22 protein-coding genes are annotated in these 21619 nt (G+C 62.2%); 10 read left to right on the forward strand and 12 right to left on the reverse strand.

From position 1 onward, the window contains the following. Positions 1 to 24: 24 nt before the first annotated feature. The 4 genes from BLT26_RS13170 to pilG form a co-directional block, all read right to left on the reverse strand. Positions 25 to 2169 (reverse strand): methyl-accepting chemotaxis protein, encoded by a 2145-nt coding sequence (locus BLT26_RS13170; RefSeq protein ID WP_091515135.1) that lies wholly within the window; start codon positions 2167 to 2169, stop codon positions 25 to 27. Between the two features lie 161 nt (positions 2170 to 2330). Then, entirely contained in the window at positions 2331 to 2873 is a 543-nt protein-coding gene (locus BLT26_RS13175; protein ID WP_091515139.1) for a chemotaxis protein CheW, read from the reverse strand. 15 nt (positions 2874 to 2888) lie between these two features. Beyond that, entirely contained in the window at positions 2889 to 3251 is a 363-nt protein-coding gene (gene pilH, locus BLT26_RS13180; protein WP_091515142.1) for a twitching motility response regulator PilH, read from the reverse strand. Between the two features lie 260 nt (positions 3252 to 3511). Beyond that, positions 3512 to 3907 (reverse strand): twitching motility response regulator PilG, encoded by a 396-nt coding sequence (gene pilG, locus BLT26_RS13185; protein ID WP_091515145.1) that lies wholly within the window; start codon positions 3905 to 3907, stop codon positions 3512 to 3514. A gap of 311 nt (positions 3908 to 4218) precedes the next feature. Here pilG and gshB point away from each other — a divergent pair, with 311 nt between their 5' ends. The 9 genes from gshB (at position 4219) to BLT26_RS13230 (ending at position 12405) form a co-directional block, all read left to right on the forward strand. Further along, positions 4219 to 5175 carry a glutathione synthase gene (gshB, locus tag BLT26_RS13190; RefSeq protein ID WP_091515148.1) on the forward strand — a complete coding sequence of 319 codons (957 nt, stop codon included), beginning with the start codon at positions 4219 to 4221 and terminating at the stop codon, positions 5173 to 5175. A gap of 75 nt (positions 5176 to 5250) precedes the next feature. Beyond that, a complete protein-coding gene (locus BLT26_RS13195; RefSeq protein WP_091515152.1) occupies positions 5251 to 6177 on the forward strand; it encodes an energy transducer TonB in 927 nt (308 codons plus the stop codon). Between the two features lie 47 nt (positions 6178 to 6224). Next, positions 6225 to 6809 carry a YqgE/AlgH family protein gene (locus BLT26_RS13200; protein WP_091515155.1) on the forward strand — a complete coding sequence of 195 codons (585 nt, stop codon included), beginning with the start codon at positions 6225 to 6227 and terminating at the stop codon, positions 6807 to 6809. Further along, on the forward strand, positions 6809 to 7240 hold the full coding sequence (gene ruvX / locus BLT26_RS13205; protein ID WP_091515159.1) for a Holliday junction resolvase RuvX: 432 nt from the start codon (positions 6809 to 6811) through the stop codon (positions 7238 to 7240). Before BLT26_RS13200 ends, ruvX begins: the two co-directional genes overlap by 1 nt. 71 nt (positions 7241 to 7311) lie before the next feature. Further along, positions 7312 to 8229, forward strand: a complete 918-nt coding sequence (gene hemC, locus BLT26_RS13210; RefSeq protein WP_091515163.1) for a hydroxymethylbilane synthase — start codon at positions 7312 to 7314, stop codon at positions 8227 to 8229. 4 nt (positions 8230 to 8233) lie between these two features. Continuing rightward, positions 8234 to 9007 carry a uroporphyrinogen-III synthase gene (locus tag BLT26_RS13215; RefSeq protein WP_091515166.1) on the forward strand — a complete coding sequence of 258 codons (774 nt, stop codon included), beginning with the start codon at positions 8234 to 8236 and terminating at the stop codon, positions 9005 to 9007. 166 nt (positions 9008 to 9173) lie between these two features. Further along, the gene (locus BLT26_RS13220; RefSeq protein ID WP_175453115.1) at positions 9174 to 10463 is read left to right on the forward strand and encodes a uroporphyrinogen-III C-methyltransferase; all 1290 of its coding nucleotides are present in this window, start codon (positions 9174 to 9176) and stop codon (positions 10461 to 10463) included. Continuing rightward, positions 10460 to 11701, forward strand: a complete 1242-nt coding sequence (locus BLT26_RS13225; protein WP_091515174.1) for a heme biosynthesis HemY N-terminal domain-containing protein — start codon at positions 10460 to 10462, stop codon at positions 11699 to 11701. The genes BLT26_RS13220 and BLT26_RS13225 overlap by 4 nt, the downstream gene beginning before the upstream one ends. A 140-nt stretch (positions 11702 to 11841) precedes the next feature. Beyond that, entirely contained in the window at positions 11842 to 12405 is a 564-nt protein-coding gene (locus tag BLT26_RS13230) for a DUF3833 domain-containing protein (protein ID WP_091515177.1), read from the forward strand. 26 nt (positions 12406 to 12431) lie between these two features. On the opposite strand, the gene BLT26_RS13235 is transcribed toward BLT26_RS13230, so the two are convergent. Further along, positions 12432 to 14288, reverse strand: a complete 1857-nt coding sequence (locus tag BLT26_RS13235) for a serine hydrolase domain-containing protein (RefSeq protein WP_175453116.1) — start codon at positions 14286 to 14288, stop codon at positions 12432 to 12434. A gap of 248 nt (positions 14289 to 14536) precedes the next feature. Between BLT26_RS13235 and BLT26_RS13240 the strand changes: the two genes are divergently transcribed. Beyond that, the gene (locus BLT26_RS13240) at positions 14537 to 16588 is read left to right on the forward strand and encodes a winged helix-turn-helix domain-containing protein (RefSeq protein WP_175453117.1); all 2052 of its coding nucleotides are present in this window, start codon (positions 14537 to 14539) and stop codon (positions 16586 to 16588) included. 21 nt (positions 16589 to 16609) lie between these two features. Here the strand turns inward: BLT26_RS13240 and BLT26_RS13245 are convergent, their stop codons facing one another. The 7 genes from BLT26_RS13245 to BLT26_RS13275 all read right to left on the reverse strand — a co-directional run bounded on the left by BLT26_RS13245 (position 16610) and on the right by BLT26_RS13275 (position 21176). Next, complete coding sequence (locus BLT26_RS13245) at positions 16610 to 16936, reverse strand: hypothetical protein (protein ID WP_091515287.1); 327 nt, start codon at positions 16934 to 16936, stop codon at positions 16610 to 16612. A 140-nt stretch (positions 16937 to 17076) separates the two neighbouring features. Next, positions 17077 to 17310 carry a hypothetical protein gene (locus tag BLT26_RS13250; RefSeq protein WP_139169554.1) on the reverse strand — a complete coding sequence of 78 codons (234 nt, stop codon included), beginning with the start codon at positions 17308 to 17310 and terminating at the stop codon, positions 17077 to 17079. Between the two features lie 85 nt (positions 17311 to 17395). Then, a complete protein-coding gene (locus BLT26_RS13255; protein ID WP_091515192.1) occupies positions 17396 to 17974 on the reverse strand; it encodes a DUF421 domain-containing protein in 579 nt (192 codons plus the stop codon). 188 nt (positions 17975 to 18162) lie between these two features. Then, entirely contained in the window at positions 18163 to 18654 is a 492-nt protein-coding gene (locus BLT26_RS13260) for a hypothetical protein (protein ID WP_091515195.1), read from the reverse strand. 222 nt (positions 18655 to 18876) lie between these two features. Continuing rightward, positions 18877 to 19371 carry a hypothetical protein gene (locus BLT26_RS13265; protein WP_091515198.1) on the reverse strand — a complete coding sequence of 165 codons (495 nt, stop codon included), beginning with the start codon at positions 19369 to 19371 and terminating at the stop codon, positions 18877 to 18879. 103 nt (positions 19372 to 19474) lie between these two features. Continuing rightward, positions 19475 to 20326 (reverse strand): S1 family peptidase, encoded by an 852-nt coding sequence (locus tag BLT26_RS13270; protein WP_217631441.1) that lies wholly within the window; start codon positions 20324 to 20326, stop codon positions 19475 to 19477. A gap of 130 nt (positions 20327 to 20456) precedes the next feature. Next, positions 20457 to 21176 (reverse strand): methyltransferase family protein, encoded by a 720-nt coding sequence (locus BLT26_RS13275; RefSeq protein WP_091515200.1) that lies wholly within the window; start codon positions 21174 to 21176, stop codon positions 20457 to 20459. Between the last annotated feature and the right edge of the window lie 443 nt (positions 21177 to 21619).

Genomic DNA, 21619 nt, shown 5'->3' on the forward strand with positions numbered 1-21619 from the left:
GGTGAGGTTTCTGCGGTCGGGCAATCACGCCAGTGCGCGGTCTTCATGGGTGGCCGCACTTTCATCCTCGCCATCGAGCATGGGGAAGTCGTCATCACCCATTTCCGGCAAGTCCACATCGTACAGTTCGTCAGTGGTGTCCATACCGGTGTCTTCCGCCGGCAGCTTGAAGCCGGCAACGGACTCACGCAAGGCGGTGGCAGTTTTCGCCAGGTTACCAATCGACTGCGCCGTTGCCTGGGTACCCGCTGAGGTCTGGGAGGTAATCTCCTGAATCACGTTCATCGTGTTGGAGATGTGGCCGGCAGAAGAAGCCTGCTGGCGAGCCGCGTTGGAGATGTTCTGGATCAGGGCCGCCAGGTTGGTGGATACGCCCTCAATCTCTTCCAGGGCAACACCGGCGTCCTGGGCCAGGCGGGCACCGCGCACCACCTCGGTGGTGGTCTGTTCCATCGAGGTCACCGCCTCGTTGGTGTCCGACTGAATCGCTTTTACCAGGCCTTCGATCTGCTTGGTCGCGCCGGCAGAACGTTCCGCGAGGCGCTGGACCTCGTCCGCTACCACCGCGAAGCCGCGGCCCGCGTCACCGGCCATGCTGGCCTGGATTGCGGCGTTAAGGGCCAGGATGTTGGTCTGGTCGGCAATGTCGTTAATCAGGCTCACGATATCGCCAATTTCCTGCGAGGATTCACCCAGGCGCTTGATCCGCTTGGAGGTGTCCTGGATCTGTTCGCGGATGTTGTCCATGCCCTTGATGGTGTTCTGTACCACCTTGGCGCCGTTACTTGCGATCTGTACCGAGCGCTCGGCTACCTGGGCCGACTCGGCGGCGTTGGCAGATACCTGGTCAATGGTTACCGCCATCTCGTTCACCGCCGCGGAGGCACCGGCGATCTCCTGAGCCTGGTGCTCGGAAGCCTCGGCCAGGTGCAGGGCGGTCTGCTGGGTTTCCTCGGACAGGCCGGATACTTCCTGGGCAGCGCCGTTAATCCGCGATACCAGCACCCGCAGCTGGTCAATGGTGTAGTTGATGGAGTCCGCAATGGCGCCGGTGAAGGCCTCGGTTACTGTCGCCGAGGTGGTAAGGTCACCATCAGCGAGGTCGGCCAGCTCATCCAGCAGCTGCATAATCGCCTGCTGGTTGCGCTCGTTGGTTTCGGACTCTTCGCGCAGGCTGCGGCGGGTGCCGGAGAAGGCGTTGATCATCATGCCGAAGATCAGCAGAACGAAGATACCGGCCAGGATGGCGATGGTCATGTTGTTCGGCTGGCGTTCCCCGGCCAGGTTTACGATGCGGTCGTTCAGCACGTTCAGGGATTCAAGCAGTTCCGGCGAGGAGGACAGGATGCCGTCAGCGGCCTGGCGGGCGGCGAACAGGGCCGGGGTCGCCTCGAAGATCTCCCGCACCGAGGAGCTCACGAACTGGAACAGCTCGGTAATCTCGTCCAGGGACTCCCGCGCTTCAGGGTCGGTAACGCGGGAAATTCCCATTACCACGTCGCCGGTCTTCATACCCTCGACCACTTTACCGAACAGGCTGGCGTCGGTGTTGAACTGGTCTGCCGCGGCCTCCGCGTCCGTGCCGCCCTGCAGCATCTTGTCGATGTTCCGGCCGATCCGCTCGGCGCGCCATACCTGCAGCTGAGCCTGCTCTACCTGGTTGGCCGGGGCGTTGTTGGCCAGCAGGATCTCCACGATGTTGTTGTGCTCAGCCTGCAGTTCCGGCAGGGAGTCGTTCAGGGTGCTGGCAACATCGTTCAGGAAGATGATGGTGTCGCGGTTGCCGATAATGGTGTCCGCCTGGGCGCGTACCTGCCGCCAGATTTCGCCGTAGTCGGCCAGCTCCTGGCGCAGCGCCTCGCGTGTGGCTTCGTCCGCGCCCTGGAGTTCATTCCAGGTACTGGTCATCTCCTTGATGACACTCTCCAGCTCGACGAAGGCCTGCTCGTTACCCGCTGTGGCCGCCGGGGCGTAAGTCACCACCTGGTAGGCAAGGGCCCGCAGCTCGGCTACCTGCTGCAGGTATTCTTTATCCCGGTCACCCCGGGTCTGCACCAGGTACATACTGACGATCAGGCTCGCCAACGCGGCGAGCACCAGCAGACCCAAGAACAGCACTGCCGGATTACGGCGCAGCGCGGAAAAGGAACTCTGGGAGCCTGTTTTCATAGTTTACTCCTGGCGGGCCCTTCTGGGTTGAGGCCTACTCTTTTTATCACCACTGTTGAACCGAACAACCGGGTGGCAGGCGGGCAGTGCGCGATGACTGCCGGCCTTACCGCCCCGGAATCATGCCCCCACGGGGCTTGCAAGACAGCCGCGGGCCTCACTCAGTGAGCCGCGGCGTCCATAAATTGAAAATCATTGATCAAAGCGAGCATGTCGAATACCAGCCAGCGGTCCTGCTGAAGTACGAACTGGCCGCTGATCATGGGAGCGAACGGCTCGAGCAAATCCCCCGGCGCTCGACGCGCGAACTCCACAGCCAGGTGCTGCATGCCGTGGAGCTCATCGACGATCAGGCCGGCATAGACTTTCTCGTGCTCCACGACGAGTACGCGGCGCCGCTGGCGATTGCTCGTCAGGTTGCCCCCGAAGAACATTGCGAGATCGAACAGGGGCAGCAGGCGGCCGCGGACGTTGGCGACGCCGCGCACCCATGGCTGCACCCCCGGAATGAAGGTATGCGGGGGGACCTCCAGCAGCTCCACCACCTCGTCCATGGGTGCAACAAACCGGTGCCCCAGCAGGGAGAAGCCGATGCCGCTCCAGTAAGGTTTTACTTCCTGGCGACCGGGCAGGCCGGCGGCCTGCGCCTTGGCGCGGTTGGCGAGCTCAACCAGCGCGAGATAGGGGGACTGATCTGATTGCACCGAATTGCCGTTGGCTTAAGCCAACACCTCCTCGATTACACCCAGCAGCTTGCTCTCGGCCACGGGCTTGGTCAGGTAGGCACGCGCACCCTGGCGCATGCCCCAGACACGATCGGTATCCTGGTCCTTGGTGGTGACCATGATGATCGGAATACCATTGGTGTGGCTGTCCTTGCTCAGCTGGCGCGTGGCCTGGAAGCCGTTGAGGCCGGGCATCACGATATCCATCAGGATGACGTCGGGGCGCTGTTCACGCGCGACGTCCACGCCGGTTTCTCCGCTGGTAGCCGAGAGAACGGAATGACCGTTCTTTTCCAGAATGGTTGTAAGCTTGTGCGTCTCCGTCGGAGAGTCGTCAACAATCAATACTTTAGCCATGTTTTCCCCGTGACGTTATCTGCCCGCACAGCCGCCTTACCCCCAAAAGGTTGATGAAGCTGCGCAGGTATTTCTGGTCATGTTTGGCGGATGCGAATCGGGACGACTGCATCCACTCACCGTTTAAAAAGTTTCTTATTGTTGCTTTTGCCCCGCCGGCACAAAAGGTAGGGCTCAGAAGCCGGGGCTTTCGGCCAGCGGGACCTTATTGTTTTATGTTACGCCAGTTCCGGGCACAAAGTCACAGGCCGCAACCACCATCAGGCGGCGTGATGCGGCTTCGCGTGCGCCGAGATGGCCCCCATCAGCTCACTTTTGCTGAAGGGCTTGGTTAAATATTGGTCACAACCCACCACGCGCCCCTTGGCCCGGTCAAACAGGCCATCCTTGCTGGAGAGCATCACTACGGGCGTCGCGCGGAATTCGCTATTGTTCTTGATGAGTGCACAGGTCTGGTAGCCGTCCAGGCGCGGCATCATGATGTCGACGAAGATGATATCGGGCCGGGAATCGGCAATTTTTGCCAGCGCATCGAAGCCATCCGTGGCGGTGACCACGGTACAACCCGCCTTCTGTAGCAGCGTCTCTGCGGTCCGGCGGATCGTCTTACTATCATCGATCACCATTACCGTGAGGCTTTCCCAGTTGAGCTCCATAGTATTGTTGTATCCCCTGAATATTTATTTTCGGCGCCGGCCAGGCGCAGCCGCGCCGCTTTGTCTGAACCACTCGCAGGGTCTGGGCGCCTCGGATGTGTCAGCGCTAGCCGCCAAGGACGCACACCAAGGGGAACTTTTAACACAGAACCTGTACACAATCCACCGGTCCAACGGGGGTTGGGGAGGACTGCACAAATTGTCACCAGGTCGCCATCCGCTGCCAATTGGCGAGGGGACGGTTGCCTCCCCGCCGATCTGACCTTACTTTACGCTTGGGCAATAATGACCACCTCACGGAACCCAAATCTATGAGCCAGACTCTCGGCGTGGTGATGGACCCCATCGCCAACATCCATTTCAAGAAAGACACCACCCTGGCGCTGTTGCTGGCGGCCAAGCATCGCGGCTTCCAGCTGTTCTATTTCGAGCAGGGGGATTTATACCTGGAAGACGGTCGCGCCATGGGGCGGGGCCGACCGCTGGATGTTTTCGCCGATCCCGAGAGGTGGTTCGAGCTGGGGGAACTCCACGATATCGCCCTGGGCGAACTGGACACGCTGCTGATGCGCGTCGACCCGCCCTTCGATAACGAATACGTCTACTCCACCTATATCCTCGAGGCCGCCGAGCGCGAAGGCACCCTGGTGGTGAACCGTCCCCAGGCGCTGCGTGACTGCAACGAGAAGATTTTTGCCACCACCTTTCCGCATTGCTGCCCGCCGCTGATCGTGAGCCGCAACATCCAGCGGCTGCGCGACTTCCACGCCACGCACCGGGATGTGATCTTCAAGCCACTCGACGGCATGGGCGGCAGCGGCGTCTTTCACTGCAAGCCAGACGGCAGCAATCTCGGCGCGATCCTGGAGACCCTGACCGACGAGGGTCGCAAGCAGATCATGGGGCAGCGCTATATCCCCGAGATCAAGGACGGGGACAAGCGTATCCTGGTGGTAAACGGCGAGGCCGTGCCCTACTGCCTCGCTCGTATCCCCGAGGCGGGTGAGACCCGCGGCAACCTGGCTGCCGGCGGGCGCGGCGAGGCGCGCCCGCTGAGCGACCGCGATCGCTGGATCGTGGAACAGGTGGCTCCTTCCCTGAAGGCCAGGGGCCTGCTGTTCGTCGGCCTGGACGTGATCGGTGACTACCTCACGGAGATCAACGTGACCAGCCCCACCTGTGTGCGCGAGATCGATGCCGCCTATGGTACCGACATCGGCGGGCAGCTGATGGACGCGATCACAGACCTGCTGGCGCAAAAAGGATAGACTCCATATCCGCCAGCCCGTTTCCCGACACCCGGTCCGGGCGGGATTACAGATAGCAGTACACAACCAATAACAATGAATCCGACCGCGAGCACCAACAATATCCAGGCCGCTACGAGCGCGCAGGCCGCCCAGGGCGAACGCTTTGTCTTTGCCCTGTTCCTGGCCTGCGCCGTCCACGCCGTGGTGATTTTCGGCGTGGCATTCGCGGCGCCGGAGGCGCGGCAGGCCCCGCCGACGCTCGAGGTCACGCTGGCCCAGCACCACACCTCCCAGGCCCCCGAGGATGCCGACTACCTCGCCCAGCACAACCAGCAGGCCAGCGGGACGGCGGACACCCCCAGGGAGCTGTCGAGCAACCGGCGCGCCGAGATCGCCGATACGACCATCCAGGAGGTCAACCCGCTCCCCCAGCAGCAGGCAGCGCGGCCGGCCGAGCAGCGCCGGCAACTGGTCACCACCGTCGGCGACAGCACCCGGCAGGCGCCGGAGCTGCCCGCGGAGGACAAGCGTTCGGATGAAAAACGGGGCGACGCTCCCACCGACCTGCCCCAGGTCAACCCCGAGATCGCCAGCCTGCAGGCGCGACTGGACAAGATTCGCCAGACCATCGCGCAGCGGCCGCGCGTGCGCCGGCTGACCTCGGTGGCCACCCGGGCCTCGGCCGATGCGGCGTACCTCCACGGCTGGCGCCAGAAAGTGGAGTCCGTCGGCAATGACAACTTCCCGGAGGAGGCCCTCCAACACCAGATCACCGGCAGCCTGCGCATGATGGTCCGCCTGCTTCCCACCGGCGCGGTGGAAGAAGTGGTAATCCTCGAGTCCTCGGGAGAGCGTATCCTCGACGACGCGGCACAGCAGATCGTGCGCCTCGCGGCACCTTTCGAGCCTTTCCCGGCCGAAATCCGCAAGGAGGCCGACCGCCTGGAGATCATCCGCACCTGGCGATTCGAGATGACGGGCCTTTCCACGGCAGCAACAAAGATGCCCTCCCGCGGGTAGCCGCCTGCGCCCGGGCCGCCAGGGGCCCCAACTACTAGACTGAGCGTATGCATCGAGACAACATCGACAGCGACCTGACCCATTCCAGCCTGCGCGGCCAGTTCCTGCTGGCCATGCCCGGCATGCAGGACCCGCGTTTCCAGCACGCCATCGCGCTGGTCTGTGAACACACGCCCGATGGCACCATGGCAATCGTGCTGAACGTCCCCAGCAAGGTGCACTGGCGGGAGGTGTTCGACCAGCTGTCGCTGGATGATGCCAGCCTGCGGGGCGAGGAAGTCGTGTTACTGGGCGGGCCGGTCTCACCGGAACAGGGCTTTGTCCTCCACGGCGCCGGGACCACTTTCGATTCCACCGTCGAAGTAAACGAAGACATCAGCCTCACGGCATCGCGCGATATCCTCGAGTCCCTGGCCTCGGGACGCGGCCCTGACGACGTGCTGGTGGCACTCGGCTACGCCGGCTGGGGTCCCGGCCAGCTTGAGGAGGAACTGGTAGAAAACGCCTGGCTCACCCTCCCCGCCGAGCCGGAGATCCTCTTCGCCACCCCCTGCGAGAAGCGCTGGCAGACCGCCGCCGCCCGCCATGGCATCGACCTTTCCGGCATTGGCTCGCAGGCAGGCCACGCCTGATGGGCAAGGCAGTCACTGCGCTCGCGTTCGACTTCGGCACCCGCTCCATCGGCCTCGCCTTCGGGCAGAGCCTGACCGGCAGTGCCCGCGAGCTGGCCCCACTGCCGGCCCGCGACGGCCAGCCGGACTGGGACCGGGTCCAGCGGGTGATTGCCGAGTGGCAGCCGCATTTCCTGCTGGTGGGGCTGCCACTGAACATGGATGGCAGCGAGAGCGAATTCTGCGCCCGCGCTCGGAAATTCTCCCAGCGCCTGCACGGCCGCACCGGCCTGCCGGTGGAGCTGGTGGATGAGCGACTGAGTACGCGCGCCGCCAAGGAAGAAGCCTTCGAGCGCGGCCACCGCGGCAACTACGCCGAAGACCCGGTGGATTCCATCGCCGCGCGGATCTTCCTCGAGGACTGGCTGCGCGCACGGGGCAACGGGGCCTGACCGCGCCCCCTCTCGATTAACGGCCCCGTCTGCTAGAATTGCCGCCCCATTTACCAACCGACGCAGGCTGTATGGCTATAGAACGCATCCGCATCGCCACCCGCGAGAGTGCCCTCGCCCTCTGGCAGGCCAATTTCGTCAAGGACCAGCTGGAACACCACCATCCCGGCCTGCAGGTAGAGCTGCTGCCACTGACCAGCCGCGGTGACCAGCTGCTGGATATTCCGCTGGCCAAGGTGGGCGGCAAGGGACTGTTCGTGAAAGAGCTGGAAAAAGCCATGCTGGACGGCCGTGCGGATATCGCCGTGCATTCCATGAAGGACGTGCCGATGGAATTCCCGGATGGCCTGCACCTTGCGGTCATCTGCGAGCGGGAAGACCCGCGCGACGCCTACGTGAGCAATCACTACGCCCATATCGACGAGCTGCCGCAGGGCGCTGTAGTGGGCACCTCGAGCCTGCGCCGGCAGTGCCAGCTGCTGGCCTACCGGCCTGACCTGCAGGTGAAATTCCTGCGCGGCAACGTCAACACCCGCCTGGCCAAGATGGATGCGGGCGAGTTCGACGCGATCATCCTGGCATCCGCGGGCCTGCTGCGCCTGGAGATGCGCGAGCGCATCCGCGACTTTATCGCCCCGGAAATCATGCTGCCCGCCGGCGGCCAGGGCGCAGTGGGTATCGAATGCCGTCGCGACGACGAACTCGAACAGCTGCTGCAGCCCTTACACCACGCCGACACCCACGCGCGGCTGGTTGCCGAGCGGGCGCTCGTGGCACGCCTGAACGGCAGTTGCCAGGTCCCCATCGGCTGTTATGCGGAACTCGACGGCGACCAGCTGTGGCTGCGCGGGCTGGTGGGTGACCCCGACGGCAGTGACATCGTACGTGCGGAAACCCGCGGCCCGCGCACCGAAGGCGAGGCGCTGGGTACCTCGCTGGCGGAAGAGCTGCTGGCCGGCGGCGCCGACAAGATCCTGGCTGCGCTCTGACCCCATGGAATCGAGCCTGTCCGGTGTGCGCGTACTCACTACCCGCCCGGCCCACCAGTCCCGCGACTGGTGTGAGCTGCTGGCGGCTGAAGGCGCCACTGTCGACACGATCCCGTTGCTGGCCATAGAGCCGATCGAATCCGGCCCCGAATACCAGCGCACCAAAAACCAGGTAATGGACTTCGACCAGGTCGATCACGCCATTTTCGTGTCCCGCAACGCGGTGCGCCTGGCCTTCGACTGGCTCGATGCCTATTGGCCGCAACTGCCTGTCGGCCCCCGCTATTACGCCATCGGCGCCGGCACGGCCCGTGACCTGGAGTCACACGGCCCGGAGTGCACCAGTGCCGGCGGCGCCATGGACTCCGAGGCGCTGCTGGCGCTGCCGTCACTGCAACAGGTGGATGGTGAGCGGGTGCTGATATTCCGCGGCGCCGGCGGGCGCACCCTGATCGGTGACACCCTGCGCGAGCGGAATGCGCGGGTGGAATACTGCGAACTCTACCGCCGCACCCTGCCGGCAGATGCCACCAGGCGGCTCAGGGAGTATCGCGCAACACCGGACATCATTACCGTGCACAGCGGAGAGACCCTGGATAACCTTGCCAGCTGCCTCCAGAAGAGCGGCCGCGGCGACCTGTTCCGCGCCCTGCTCGTCTGTCCCAGTGCCCGGGTCGGCGAGCGCGCCCGCGACCTCGGCTTCAGCCGCATCGCAGTCGCGCGCAACGCCGGCGACGCCGCCATGCTGGCCGCAGTGGAAAACGCCTCTCCCGACTGAGTCGCAGAATACCGTGCCGGGCAGGTATAAAATTTCAAATCGGCGCCAGGCATCGTATAAACCATGCCGCGAGTCGCTATAATTTGACGACATTTTCCACACCGATCCCGGCCAGCCCATGACTGACGACAATTCGAAAAAAACCGAAAATTCCAAGGAAGTGCCAATGGTCACGGAAAAAGCGGAATCGAAGAGCAACTTTGCCAAGGCCGCCGCCGAGAAAAGCGGCAAGGGCGGCAAGGCCACTTCGGGCAAGGCGCGCAGCGGCAGAAGCCACGCCTGGGTGTGGATACTCCTGTTCGCGGCCGTGCTCGGCGGCGTGGGCGCCTGGGCCTGGTACAACTGGCCCCAGTTCAAGGTGGCGGTCGAAGATACCGTCGCCCTGCTCAAAGGCGGCGAAGAACGCGGAGAGCCCGCCACCGTAACTGCGCGCCAGGAGCGTGACACGCCGCCATCCCGCGAAGCCGTCCCAGAGCAGCCCCGGCAGGCACCCGACCAGCCCACCGCCCCGGATGCCGGTGAGCCGGGCTCGGGCAGCGCCACCCCGCCCGAGACTGCGGACACAGGGCGCAACCAGCAGGCACAGGCGGTGCAAGCCCTGCAGGGGCAACTGAGCCAGCAGCGCTCGGAACTCGCCCAGCTGCGCCAGCAGATGGCCCAGCTGCAGCGCAACCTGGCCTCCCAGGCGAGCCGCCTGGGTGAACTGGGTAATGTGAGCCGCACCGACTGGCAACTGGCCGAGGCCGACTACCTGTTACGGCTCGCCAACCAGCGCCTGCTGCTGGAACGTGACAGCCGCGCGGCCCTCGGGCTGCTGGAGCAGGTGGACGAGATCCTGCGGCGCGTGGACCGGCCCGACCTCTACGGCGTGCGCCAGCAACTGGCGCGAGACATTACCGCCCTGAAAATGGCCGACGATATCGACGAACAGGGTCTCTACCTGCAACTGGGTGCCCTGCAGGAGCAGATGGTGCAGGCCAGTATCCAGCCGGAGTTCGACCTGGCCCGGCAGGCCCCCGATGAACCCGGCCAGGCCGGACAGGAAGAGGCCCGGCCAGCCTGGGAGCGCAGCTGGCAAAACTTCACCGGGTTCCTGAAGGACTCTGTGCGTATCCGCGACGGCAGTATCGACCCGGTGCTGCTCTCGCCGCAGAGCGAGGCGCGCTTCCGCCAGAGCCTGCGACTCAACATGGAGCAGGCACAGCTCGCAGTACTGCGCGGCGAGACGCAGGTATATCGCGACGCCCTTAAAAGCGCGCGGCAGCTGCTCGTCGATTACGGCATTGCCAACCAGCGGCGCGACGCACTGGTGCGGGAACTCGACGAGCTGGCGAAGCAGCCCATCAAGGCCGACCTCCCGAACCTGAATGCCTCCCAGCGGGCGCTGCAGGATTATATCGAGCAGCTGCATAACACCAGCCCGCAGCCCTCTGCAGAAGGGGGGAAGACCCAGTGAAGCGCTTTCTCTTCTCCGCCCTCGCCTTCCTGCTGTTCGGGGCTTTCCTGACCGAGATGATCCGCACCTACCCCGGCTACATGCTGCTGGCCGTCGGCGGCAAGCGAATCGAGATGAACCTGTGGGTAGCCGTCGGCGCGGCGGTGCTGGCGATGCTGCTGCTGTTCCTGGTGTTCTGGTTGTTACGCAGCCTGCTGCGGGGTGTGGAGGGCGGGGTCAGCCGTATCCGTTTCGGCCGCACCCGCGTGGCGCGGCGGCGCCTTACCAACGGCCTGGTCGAATTTATGGAGGGCAACTGGGCCCGCGCCCGGCGGCAGCTACTGAAAAGCGCGCCCCGCTCGGATGCGCCGCTGATCAACTACCTGGCCGCCGCCCGCTGTGCCTTCGAACTGGGCTACCGCGATGAGGCCAACGAACTTCTCGCCAAGGCCGAGGCCAGCGGCGAGGATACCCGGCTGGCGGTCGCGCTGAGCCAGGCGAGAATGCAGCTGCTGGACCGACAATACGAACAGTGTATCGCCAGCCTGGAGCGCGCCAAGCAGGTGGAACCCAAGCACCCGGCGGTGCTGCAGATGCTGAAACAGGCCTACTACCAGCTGGAGGACTGGCACCACCTGCGCGACCTGCTGCCGGACCTTGAGAAGCACGCCAACATGCCCGAAGAAGACCTGCAGCGGCTTGAGCAGGAGGTCTACCAGCAGTTGCTGGTCGCGGCCGGCGAACGCCGGGATGCAGGCAAGCTCCACGACACCTGGCAGAGTTTCAGCGGTCGCTGGCAGCGCGACATGGACCTGCGCGGCCTCTACGCCGAGCAGCTGCACCGGGTCGGCGAGGACGAGGAGGCCGAGAAGCACCTGCGCTGGATCCTCAATCACGAGTGGCGCTCACAGCTCGGCAGGCTGTACGGCTGTCTTACGGGTGCCGACGCCGGCGCCCAGCTGACGGTAGCCGATGGCTGGCTGAAGGAATACGGCGAGAACGCCGAACTCTATACCTGCCTCGGGCGCCTTTGCCTGCGCAATGAACTCTGGGGCAAGGCCCGGCAGCATTTCGAGAAAAGCCTCACCCTGCGCTCCGACCCCGCCACCTCCGCGGAGCTGGCCCGGCTGCTGCATGCCCTCGGGGAGAAAGAGCAGGCTGCGGAACTCTACAAGGAGGGGCTGATCCAGGCCGTCTCCAACCTGCCACAGCTGCCGCTGCCGGGCGAGCACACCTCACTGGTTTCCGGGAGGGTGTGAACGCCGCCCCAAAAGGCGCTGAGCGCCAGGAGCGCGGGCTGGCGATCGACCAGTCCGCGGCGCTGCCAGCCTGATCCGGTGATTGCAAACCTGCGTAGAGCAAAGGCATAGACACCCGCAACACGAGCGAGGACCCGCCAATGCCCGCAGCCGTTTTACCCCGAGCCGCACTCCTTCTCGCCACCGGCCTCTTCCTGGCCGCCTGCTCGACGGCCGATATCACCGAGTATCAGGAGCGGCAGCCGCGCCTCGTGCCAGAAGAATTTTTCCGCGGTCCCCTGACTGCGCACGGCATCGTCAAGGACCGCTCCGGCCGGGTTACGCGTACCTTCAATGCCGAACTGACGGGCAGCTGGCAGGATGGCGAGGGCCTGCTGGAGGAGCGCTTCGTCTTCGACGACGGCGAGGTGCAGTTCCGCGACTGGAAGCTGGTGCCCAGCGCCACCGACAACCGCGGCGTGCGCAACTTTACCGGCTACGCCGGTGACGTGGTGGGCCCCGCGCGGGTCAGGGTCAGCGGCAACGCCATGTTCATCCGCTACACCCTGCAGGTGCCCTGGAAGGGGGACACCATCGAGGTGGCCGTGGACGACCGCATGTACCTGGTTTCCGACCGGGTGCTGATCAACGAGTCCCGCCTCAGCAAGTGGGGTTTTGATGTGGGCGAGGTGGTGCTCACCATCATCCGCGGGCAACGGCCCTAGGCCGCCGCCCGCGTTCCTCGCGAAGATTATGCCCAGAGCCTGAGACCCGCCAATCCCCAGGCGAGCATATACATGGCCACCAGCAGGTTCAGCGCCACCAGCACGGCTGCATGCCAGCGGGTAAACCGCCCCACTTCCGCCGGGGCCGCATGCCGGTAACGGAACCAGGCCCACACGCTCAATGCTGCCAGCAGGGGAAAAAGTCCGCTGCCGACAAAGACCAACAGCGATGGCACGGACACCCGCCCGGCCAGGGCAAAAGGTATTGTGCCGCCAGCTGCCAGGACGGCACCTGCCAGGGCCATTCCCAGCACCAGCACCGTCATGGCCGGCCAGGCGCGCAGTGCCAGGCTGGCCCCCCGCGGACCCCGCCCCAGCAGCAAGTGGGGGAGCCATCCCAGGGCCTTCAGCAGCGCCACAACCGCACAGACCGACCACAGGCACAGCACCAGCAGCGGTGCCCAGGCAGCCAGCGGGCCGGTTCTTTCCAGAGTCTGCGGCCCGTAGTGCAAAACCTCTCCCGCAATGGGGTCCCGGGCCCGCACCAGCGACACCCGACCGGTTCCCGCCTGCAGGAATGTGCCCTCCGGCCCCGGCACCAGCTGGCGGGGCCGCCCGCCCAGGAGCGGCGCCATGACCACCCCCGCGCTGTTTACCTGCAGTCTCCAGGGCAGCAACTGCGCGGCAAACCCGAAGGTTTCAGAAACCGGGCTGATCACCCGGTACAGGCCGGCCAGGGTCGGGTCTCCGGCATCCGGGGACCGCTGTGATTCAATATTCCCGGGCTGCTGGTCCCGGGCCAGGTAAGCTGACAGCAACCGGTGCAATTCGGCAACGGCCGGCCCGTTGCTGTTCGACAGGATCACATAGCCCCGCCCAAGGTCCGGCTGGTAGGCCAACATACTGCGGGCGCCGGGCAGGCTGCCTTCATGCCCGTAAAACACCGTGCCGTTATTGCTGAAGCTGGTGGTGCCGAGGCCCCACGACACCTCCAGTCCGCCGTTCGTCGCGAGTGTGTCACGCGGGGTTTCCATGCGCTCGAGCGAGGCCGGTGACAATAGCTGCCGGTTGCCGACACGGCCGCGATCAAGCAGGAAGCGAGTAAGCTTCGCCATGTCTTCCAGGCTGCTGTTGAGCGCCCCCGCCGCGCGGTTGTTCAGGTGCCAGTATGGCTGCGGCCTGCCCTTGTCATAGAGGGTGGCCGCATGGCTCCGGTAGTGGTCGGAATAGAAGTAGCCGCTGTCCTCCATGCCCAGCGGCGCGAGGAAATGCTGCCCCACATACTCTTCAAAGGGCATACCGGATATCTTTTCGACGATATAGGCCGCCACCAGCGGCCCGGTGTTGTTGTATGCCGAGCGGCTGCCGGGCACCCAGCGAGATGTGCGCGAGTGCGGATGCAGGGCCAGCGCCGCACGGATACTGATCGGCTCCGCGCCTTGCTGTACCAGCTCAGCGAAATGGGGGGCATCCCAGCCGCTGCTGTGGTTCAGCAGGTGCACCAGTCGCACCGGGTGCTGTTTTTCCCAGCGATTGTGAAACTCGATCTCGGGTGCCAGCTCAGAAAGCGGCGCGTCCAGGCTAAGGCGGCCCTCCTCCACCAGCTTCATTACCGAAAGGCTGACCAGCATCTTCGCTACGGATCCCACCCGGAACCGGGTTTCAGCCGTCACCGGGGAACCGCTGGCAAGGTCCGCCATGCCCACGTTGTATTGCCACATCTCGTCGCCGGTCCCGACCAGCGCCACCGCCAGCCCGGGCGTATTGGTTCGCGACGCAACCTGTTCGATCGCTTGGCCCAGCTCGGCCAGGTTTGCGGGCGCAGGTACACTGCCTGGCTGTGCTGTGGCCACGGCCGACCAGGCCAGGAATACTGAGATCAATCTCCATAGCATCTGCATGCTGAGCCCCCCATTTATTGTGTTCGGATGCCGCTCCCGGCCTGGCACGGAGCCCTCATATGCCTTCCGTTGGTGCCCGCCGGCACGGCTGTGATTTAATGAAGGCGAAATATCGGACGGCCCGGGACGGCAGGCAAAGGAACCTTTGTGACCAGCTGTGAGTGCAACCGCGGGTCACATCCGGTCACATGATGTATGTGGTTGATTTGAAAAAAGAAAATACAAAAGGGATGGGCCCCGCCGCCCTCCACAGCATTGGCGAGTTTGAATTCGATATCCGCACCGGCACGCTCTCACGCGGGCAGGACTCAAGCCGGCTGGAGCCGCAAGTCAGTGCCTTCCTGGGACTCTTGATCGAGCACGCCGGAGTGACCGTCAGCCGCGACACCATCACCCGGGCCATCTGGCCGGACCGCGTGGTAAGCGATGATGCACTGCGGGCCATGGTCAAGAAACTGCGCGAGGCACTGGGCGATGATGCGCGCAACCCACGCTACCTCCGCACCCTGCCACTGAAGGGCTATGTACTGATCGCTGAGGTGGCCCCGGCCCGGGCCGCAAACAGAGCGCGCCGCTGGCCTCTCCTTATCATCGGCGCCGCCGCCACCGCCGCTACTGCCATGGTCCCGCTGTGGCTCCTGCCGCACAACACCGCGGAACCGACACACACCGGGGTCGAACGGCTAACCCGGGTTCCCGGATCCGAAGTGAGTGCCGACTACAACCCGGCCACGAAGCGGCTGGTTTTTTCCCACCGCTCCAGCAAGGATGACCACTTGCAGCTGTTCGTCAAAGACGGCGCGTCCGGCCGGGTACAGCGACTTACCTGGGACAGTGCCGACTATGCCAACGCCCACTGGTCACCAACCGGCGACCGGCTGGTTTATACGCGCAGCCAGGGCAAGGAGTTGCAGCACTACCTGGCGGGCTACCATCCGGAGCGCGGGATCATCGACGCCAGGCCCTTCCCACCGACTGATGGCCAACGACGCTACCTGCAATCATGGTCCCGCGACGGGAGTAGCGTATACCTCAAGGATGCCCCCCGGCCCGGCGCCCCCCGGGGCATATGGCGACTTGCGCTCGACACCGGCTCCCTGCAGCAGATTACCGCGCCCAACGTCGATGGTGCTGGCGACTACGTGGCACGCGAATCCCTGGATGGGCGGCGGCTGGCACTGTTGCGTGGGATCGAGGAGGGGAAACGCGAATTACTGATACTGGACCTGGCCACCGGCACACTGCTGCATACCCGCCTGCTCCCACAGCCCGTGGAGCGGCTCGCGTGGCACCCCGACGGGGTTAGCATCGCCCTGTCAGGCTTTAACGGCAGCCTGCTGGAATACCACCTGGCAGAGGATCGCTTCGTCAAACGCGAGTTGCCGGATCGCTTTATCAATGATGTCTTTTTCCAGTGCGGGGATAATTGCTTTTTCATGCGGCGCCATAACGGCAATTTCCTCGACCTGGAAGAACAACCGGACCCATTCGCAGACTCGCCGCTCATGTCCGCCGACCGCTTCGACCTGGACGGCGCTGAGGACTTTCCCCAATACGCCGCTGGCGGACGCCGGCTCTTTTATTTTTCACTCGGGCGGGAACAGCTTGTCCTCCAGCGCCGCGACACGCAGCAGCGGGGGGTGACCCTGGCTTCACTACCCGTGGACAGCCAGGTCACTGCCCTACAGGCAAGTCCTGACGGGAAGCTGCTGGCGGGGATTGTGGATCAACGGCTGTTTATCCTGGATGCCGGGGGTGGCGAACTGCGCTTTCTTACCAGCGGTATCGAGCTGCCCGCTTCACCGGCCTGGTCCCCCGATGGCAGCTCGCTGTTGTACGCCAAGCGGGAAAGAGGTAACCAGGTGATCTATCGCTACCTGCCGGCACAAGATCGTCACGAAAGGTTACTGGATGGCTACAGTGCCCTCCGCTTCCTCCCGGACGGCCGGGCCATCGCGATCGACGAACACAACCGGGCCTGGGTTATGGACCAGCATCTCCGGCCATATTCAACAGATGCTCTCGGCAGCGTTGCTTCAGCCTCGACAAACCGGTGGCAGGTGAAGGGAAACTGGCTTTACTTTAGTGAGCATCGCGGAAATGACGCATTTATCGTCCGCATCAGCCTCAACGACAGGACCCGGGAAGAACGCCTGCTGGCACACAATCGTTTCCGGCTGCACTTTCACCTGCACCCCCGAGAGGACCGCCTGATTGGGGTCAAGTCGATGCTGGCCGAAAGCGACCTGGTCCGCGTGGGGCTGGGCCCGGTGGAAGGCTGAACAGAAGCGGCGTCGGGGCGCTCAGGCAGTCAGGAAAGCGCCAAAGAAGAGTACGGCACCGATCATGATCAGGCCCTGTACGATCGCGATCAGGATTGCCTTGAGGAAGCCTGTGCCCAGCACCAGCATGTAGGCGATGGCGGCCAGTGGAATGGAGATCAGCATGCCCCACTCCTCGGTCACCCCGGGGATCATCCCGCCCACGAAGCGCTGGATAATCACCGCCAGCAGCAGCGCAAACAGGCAATAAAAGGCGCCGGTGTTGCGCGCACCGAGCATGACGGCGGCCATTTTCAGGGGCAGCACCAGCACGGCGACCACCACGATCAGCAGGACGATAAATTCCATATCCATCTTCTCCTTTTAGGGATTGCGCCCGGAGACGCATACACCATTGCGCCTCACCGCCTGGTCGGGGGATAGGCCCAGCGCCCGGTGGCAATATCCAATCATAGTTCGCGCCACACCGGCCCGCCCGCGGCTACCGGTCAGTCCGGCCTGCCCCCGTTCGGCAAGTCGTTACAGACCACACAGCGAATATTGCGCCTGAAGTAGTAGATTCGTGTCAGCAGGAAAACCGTGGCGGTGCAGGGCCCCCAGAAGGCGGCAAACAGCAGCGATTCATCGGGGCCGTGTCCCTTGGCCAGCTGCACACCGCTGAACACAAGTATCAGGGTGACGGACATAATGCTGAATTGAATAATCCATTTCTTCCAGGGCACAGAATCCCTCCTTAAACCTGTCTACTGCTTATAACGATGTGGGAGGCCGGGCGACTCCCTGGGTCAAATCCGTGAATCGACGGCGTCAGGGCGCGTCGTGAGAGCCGGAGACCAGGCTTGAATAGTTCTTAACCCGCTCCAGTGTCTCCGATCGCTCGAGGCTCTCCGCCGTCTCCTTCAGGAGTACACTCAGCCTCGCATCGGCCTCAATCACTACCGCAGCAACCTGCTCCAACCTGTGGACGCCACGCTTGCGAATCGCCGACAGCACTTCCTGCTCCGTCACCCGCTGCTTCTTCATGGCGGACCTGACGAACTCTCCGTTCCAGAAAACGATCACCGGCGCTGCCCGCAACAGGGAGGAAAAACCGGGGAAATAGACCGTGGCTTTTGTCACCATGAATTGCGCGGCCAGCAGGGCCAACACCGCGGACAGTCCCTCAGCCAGCGGCAGGTCCCGGATCACGATTGTCGAACCGACGATTGAACCTATAGCAACGGTGACAATCCAGTCGAAGTTATTCATCTGGGAAGCCGAACGCTTCCCGGACAGGCGCACCAGGCAGACAACTACCACATACGTGATCATTGCGCTGACCAGGACCCGGAGTATCCCCTTCCAATCAGAGATCAACAGATCCTGGAAAAAATCAGCTTCCGGCATGCGCTTCTCCGTTGCGGGGTTTCAAAATCCATTTCGCGAGGCGGCCTGCGAGCTACCTGCCTGGGCTATTGTCCGGAACCATCCCCGGGAAGTCGCACCCGGCCAACGCCTTTTGCCGCCTGCTGTCGCCCACTTCATCTCCGTGTACCAAGGACCCGGGCACCGCGGCCCGGCGCTTTAAAGATCTGTCAGGGTTTGCCACGGAATAATAGCGACACAAAAGCGCATACAGCAACCAGTAACGGCCAGCTGATTCCAAGCAGGTAGGTAAAGAACGCGAGATGGCTGAGATACCCGAGGGTCACCAAGAGGGAGAGGGCAATAATAGTGATCGAACCAACCGCCACCAGCAGCACCACCGCGGTAGGCATGGCGATGACACCGCGGAGGAATTCAACAGAGGCTCTCAGGGCACCCCCTATATGGACAAGGCCAAGCATGGGCATACAGACGCGCCACACCAGGCGCTCGCCAAACGCTGCCTGTATAACAAGGGGGGCTATGGATAACCCCAGGGCTGTGAGGCTGGTAAACAGCAGGTGGAAAATGGTGTTCCGCTCACCCTGCGTCCACGACCCACGCCCGCCATGCAGGAAGACCAGCACGACACCGATAAAGCCGGCGAGAGTAACCGACACCTGGGCCAGCATCTCCAGGACACTCGCGTCCTCGTAATTCATCTCCGCATATCCATGGCGTTTACCTCCTCCGGTGGCTAGGCGATTCCCACCAGTTAAGACTATGCCGCCCTGCCCCGCCAATCGGCGTCTTTACTGGGCAGAACAGAAACGGGAGCCGACAAAGCAGGTATCCACCTGGAGACATCGCCTTAGAAGCACGGCCTCACCACCAAAGCTGGGTGTTCGCAGGGCCGGAACAAACTGTCTGCCATATATCCCGTTTTACTTCCTGATTAGCTTGAGAGAGGAGGGGGTGATCACACCGCCTTTACTATAACTCTCGCTTCTGATGACGGTATCTTCATCTACAAACTCAAAGGCCAGCGAGTGCTGATGGCTGGCCTCTTGACTTGCAGGGTTAGTAGCATCCTGGAATACGAAAGAAAGATCACTCCCTTTGTCTTTATCGGAGTTCTGCAGTCTCAGCCTTGGCTGATTGCCCTGCGGGCAATAGTGTGTTGCAAGCAGGTTTTTTCCATCGCGGTGATAGACGGTTAGTGAGTGAGATGCACCCTTATAAATCCAGTTTTCTGTTATTACACTGCCATTTGCAGTGCTTTGAAAAGAGATATAAAACTTATCGCCATCCGCACCCTCCTTCTTCCAATCCCCAAGAAGTGCCTCAAGCTTTTCAAATGAGTGCAACGAAGGAGTGGTAGGATCAGCGCTTACCGAAATTGACATGAATGCAATCAACAATCCCCAGATGATTTTCATAAGGTAAGGTCCTTGCTGTATGTAGCGCCGCCAGCAGTGGCTGGCCGCTGTATTGAGGATACAAAGGGCGGTTCGCCGGGCTGGCTGCAACGAATAGTTAGAGTTAGGCTTCTGGCAACGCCGCACTCTGCCTTTGCGCCCCGACAGCTATAGTGCTTTCGATCCACTCTATGTAGTGAGAAATACGAACATTATTTCCGCCATCACCATAGCGCGCACCGTGATACATGCGCAAATCTCGCTGACTCGTCTCCCAGGCAACAAGGCCGGCGAGCTGCCATTGCCCTTGTTCCCTGATAAGGACGGGGCCGCCGCTGTCGCCATTACCCGACATGCCCTCGAGCTGAACGGCAGATTCCGGGGGATCAAAAGAATAGGAAATCCAACGCGTATCAACACTGGAAATGACATTGAATGCCCTGCGCAAACTGGTGCGATGTGGGGCGTGGGGTTCCGGCCCGTCACTGCCACTGCCAGTGGCACCCTTCCCGATTAGCTTGACGGTACTGCCAATTTCGTCGCGGCCGCGATAAAGGGAGATTGGTTTTACATCACTAACAGGAGCTTTCAACTTGACAAGAGCAATGTCATCGGACGACGCAAGAAACGCCCTTAACTCAGATCCGTCGCCAGAGGCTAAGGTCTCCTTGATAAGCGCCTGTGGTGGCGTCTTGTATCCAGAGTGAACGACTACGGACTCAACTTCACGCGACAGTCCGTTAATTACGATCTCCGGGACGTGGTGCTGCATACAAGCTACATGTGCGGCTGTGACAACCCACTGAGGAGAAATCAGGACGCCGTGGCCTTCACCTGGAAAATCAGCCAGTGCCGGTAGCGCAGAGGCGGGAACCTGATACTTCTCATCTTCGGTGTCGTCACGAATGACAATGGCGCTTGCAGTGGATGATAGGGCGAACACGACCAGAAACAGATATTCCTTCATATGCTTCATATTTTTTATCCTTTATATGCTCGCAAAGAAGCTAATGCAGGGGAAGGTCGGACCATTGTAGCGAAGTGAGGCTTGTGGCCGCCAAGTCGGGCCACTATCCCTAACCTGGGATATCCGCCAATCGGTTCTCTCAAAATATCCCGGGTATCAAGCGATAGCGCACTCTCCGTGCATAATCTCGATAACCCGGCAACTCCTCATGCAAAGCCTGGTCTTCAAGTGTGGTCCGAATCAACGCGATGACTGCCGCGAACACCGCAGGTATCAGCGCCCAAACCGATCCAAGGGCTAGGGGAATACCGAACACAGCAAGAATACTTCCGCAATAACCCGGATGCCGCGCAATCCTGTAGGGGCCACTGTCACAGACCACATGCCCCCGATCTGGCTTAATTAGCACAACACTGTAGAAAAAGCGGTTCTCCGCAAAAGCCCATGTGGCGAGCGCGTAGCCGAATGAAATAAGCGTGAAGCCAATCACCATGAGCCATAGCGGAAATTCAGATGACCAATTGAAACGATGGTCCAACCCGGCCGCTATGGCCATAAGGGGCCCAACGCTTAGCGCCATCAATGGTGCCAGTACTTTATCCCAGTTCTTTGCATTTTCGAAATTTTCAATATTTTGTCTTTCGCATGTTAACCCGGGATGCCGTTGCTCCGCCCACATACGGCCCCCGATACCAGCGCCCAGGAACAGCATGGAATAAAGCCACGCGGGCCACCAGTCGATGTCCCCACTGCATATGAATAAAGTCAGCGGGATCAGGAGATAAACCACAACCAGCCTGAGCCACTGGCGAGGGGTTACTTTTTGGCCTGCCTCTTCTTCCACCCTCTTTGCCGACATGCCTTCCCCTAAAAATTAACCGGATTGACGTGTGTGCCGACGCCTGCGGCAAGCGGCGCCGGAATGCATAGTTATATTGTCTACTTTTTGTGGGTAAGTCTTTCCTCTAACGCCCGCAACAGGGGCGACCAATGCTATGCACCTTTTGTGCGAACCTGGGAGAGCAGCGACCCGCACAAAATGTGCATAGCGTTGGACGTCCCGCGGAGGCCCGAAGGGCCGTAGCAAACTGCTTGCGCTTGTTATGGTGTATGCCTGCCATTCACAACTACTGCCCTTACCTCAACCACACACTTCATTAATTTCGCTCATTCTTTTCTTGGCGCGAGAGATAGCTGAATCGAGCATATACTTCGATAATTCGGGTGACGCTTCCTTAGCATGGATCTGGATTAGTGTATTAATCTGTTCATTTTGTATCCGCTGGATCAAACGAAGTCTGC

It is taken from the genome of Microbulbifer yueqingensis, assembly GCF_900100355.1.
GTDB lineage: Bacteria > Pseudomonadota > Gammaproteobacteria > Pseudomonadales > Cellvibrionaceae > Microbulbifer > Microbulbifer yueqingensis.

Bases quoted from the DNA above. Each gene is read 5' to 3' on its own strand.
- BLT26_RS13215 (WP_091515166.1), top strand. From the start codon at position 8,234: ATGGAATCGAGCCTGTCCGGTGTGCGCGTACTCACTACCCGCCCGGCC.
- BLT26_RS13240 (WP_175453117.1), top strand. From the start codon at position 14,537: ATGGGCCCCGCCGCCCTCCACAGCATTGGCGAGTTTGAATTCGATATC.
- BLT26_RS13220 (WP_175453115.1), top strand. From the start codon at position 9,174: ATGGTCACGGAAAAAGCGGAATCGAAGAGCAACTTTGCCAAGGCCGCC.
- BLT26_RS13255 (WP_091515192.1), bottom strand. From the start codon at position 17,974: ATGCCGGAAGCTGATTTTTTCCAGGATCTGTTGATCTCTGATTGGAAG.
- BLT26_RS13265 (WP_091515198.1), bottom strand. From the start codon at position 19,371: ATGAAAATCATCTGGGGATTGTTGATTGCATTCATGTCAATTTCGGTA.
- hemC (WP_091515163.1), top strand. From the start codon at position 7,312: ATGGCTATAGAACGCATCCGCATCGCCACCCGCGAGAGTGCCCTCGCC.
- BLT26_RS13270 (WP_217631441.1), bottom strand. From the start codon at position 20,326: ATGAAGCATATGAAGGAATATCTGTTTCTGGTCGTGTTCGCCCTATCA.
- ruvX (WP_091515159.1), top strand. From the start codon at position 6,809: ATGGGCAAGGCAGTCACTGCGCTCGCGTTCGACTTCGGCACCCGCTCC.
- BLT26_RS13170 (WP_091515135.1), bottom strand. From the start codon at position 2,169: ATGAAAACAGGCTCCCAGAGTTCCTTTTCCGCGCTGCGCCGTAATCCG.
- pilG (WP_091515145.1), bottom strand. From the start codon at position 3,907: ATGGAGCTCAACTGGGAAAGCCTCACGGTAATGGTGATCGATGATAGT.
- BLT26_RS13230 (WP_091515177.1), top strand. From the start codon at position 11,842: ATGCCCGCAGCCGTTTTACCCCGAGCCGCACTCCTTCTCGCCACCGGC.
- BLT26_RS13195 (WP_091515152.1), top strand. From the start codon at position 5,251: ATGAATCCGACCGCGAGCACCAACAATATCCAGGCCGCTACGAGCGCG.
- BLT26_RS13260 (WP_091515195.1), bottom strand. From the start codon at position 18,654: ATGAATTACGAGGACGCGAGTGTCCTGGAGATGCTGGCCCAGGTGTCG.
- gshB (WP_091515148.1), top strand. From the start codon at position 4,219: ATGAGCCAGACTCTCGGCGTGGTGATGGACCCCATCGCCAACATCCAT.
- BLT26_RS13245 (WP_091515287.1), bottom strand. From the start codon at position 16,936: ATGGAATTTATCGTCCTGCTGATCGTGGTGGTCGCCGTGCTGGTGCTG.
- pilH (WP_091515142.1), bottom strand. From the start codon at position 3,251: ATGGCTAAAGTATTGATTGTTGACGACTCTCCGACGGAGACGCACAAG.
- BLT26_RS13275 (WP_091515200.1), bottom strand. From the start codon at position 21,176: ATGTCGGCAAAGAGGGTGGAAGAAGAGGCAGGCCAAAAAGTAACCCCT.
- BLT26_RS13200 (WP_091515155.1), top strand. From the start codon at position 6,225: ATGCATCGAGACAACATCGACAGCGACCTGACCCATTCCAGCCTGCGC.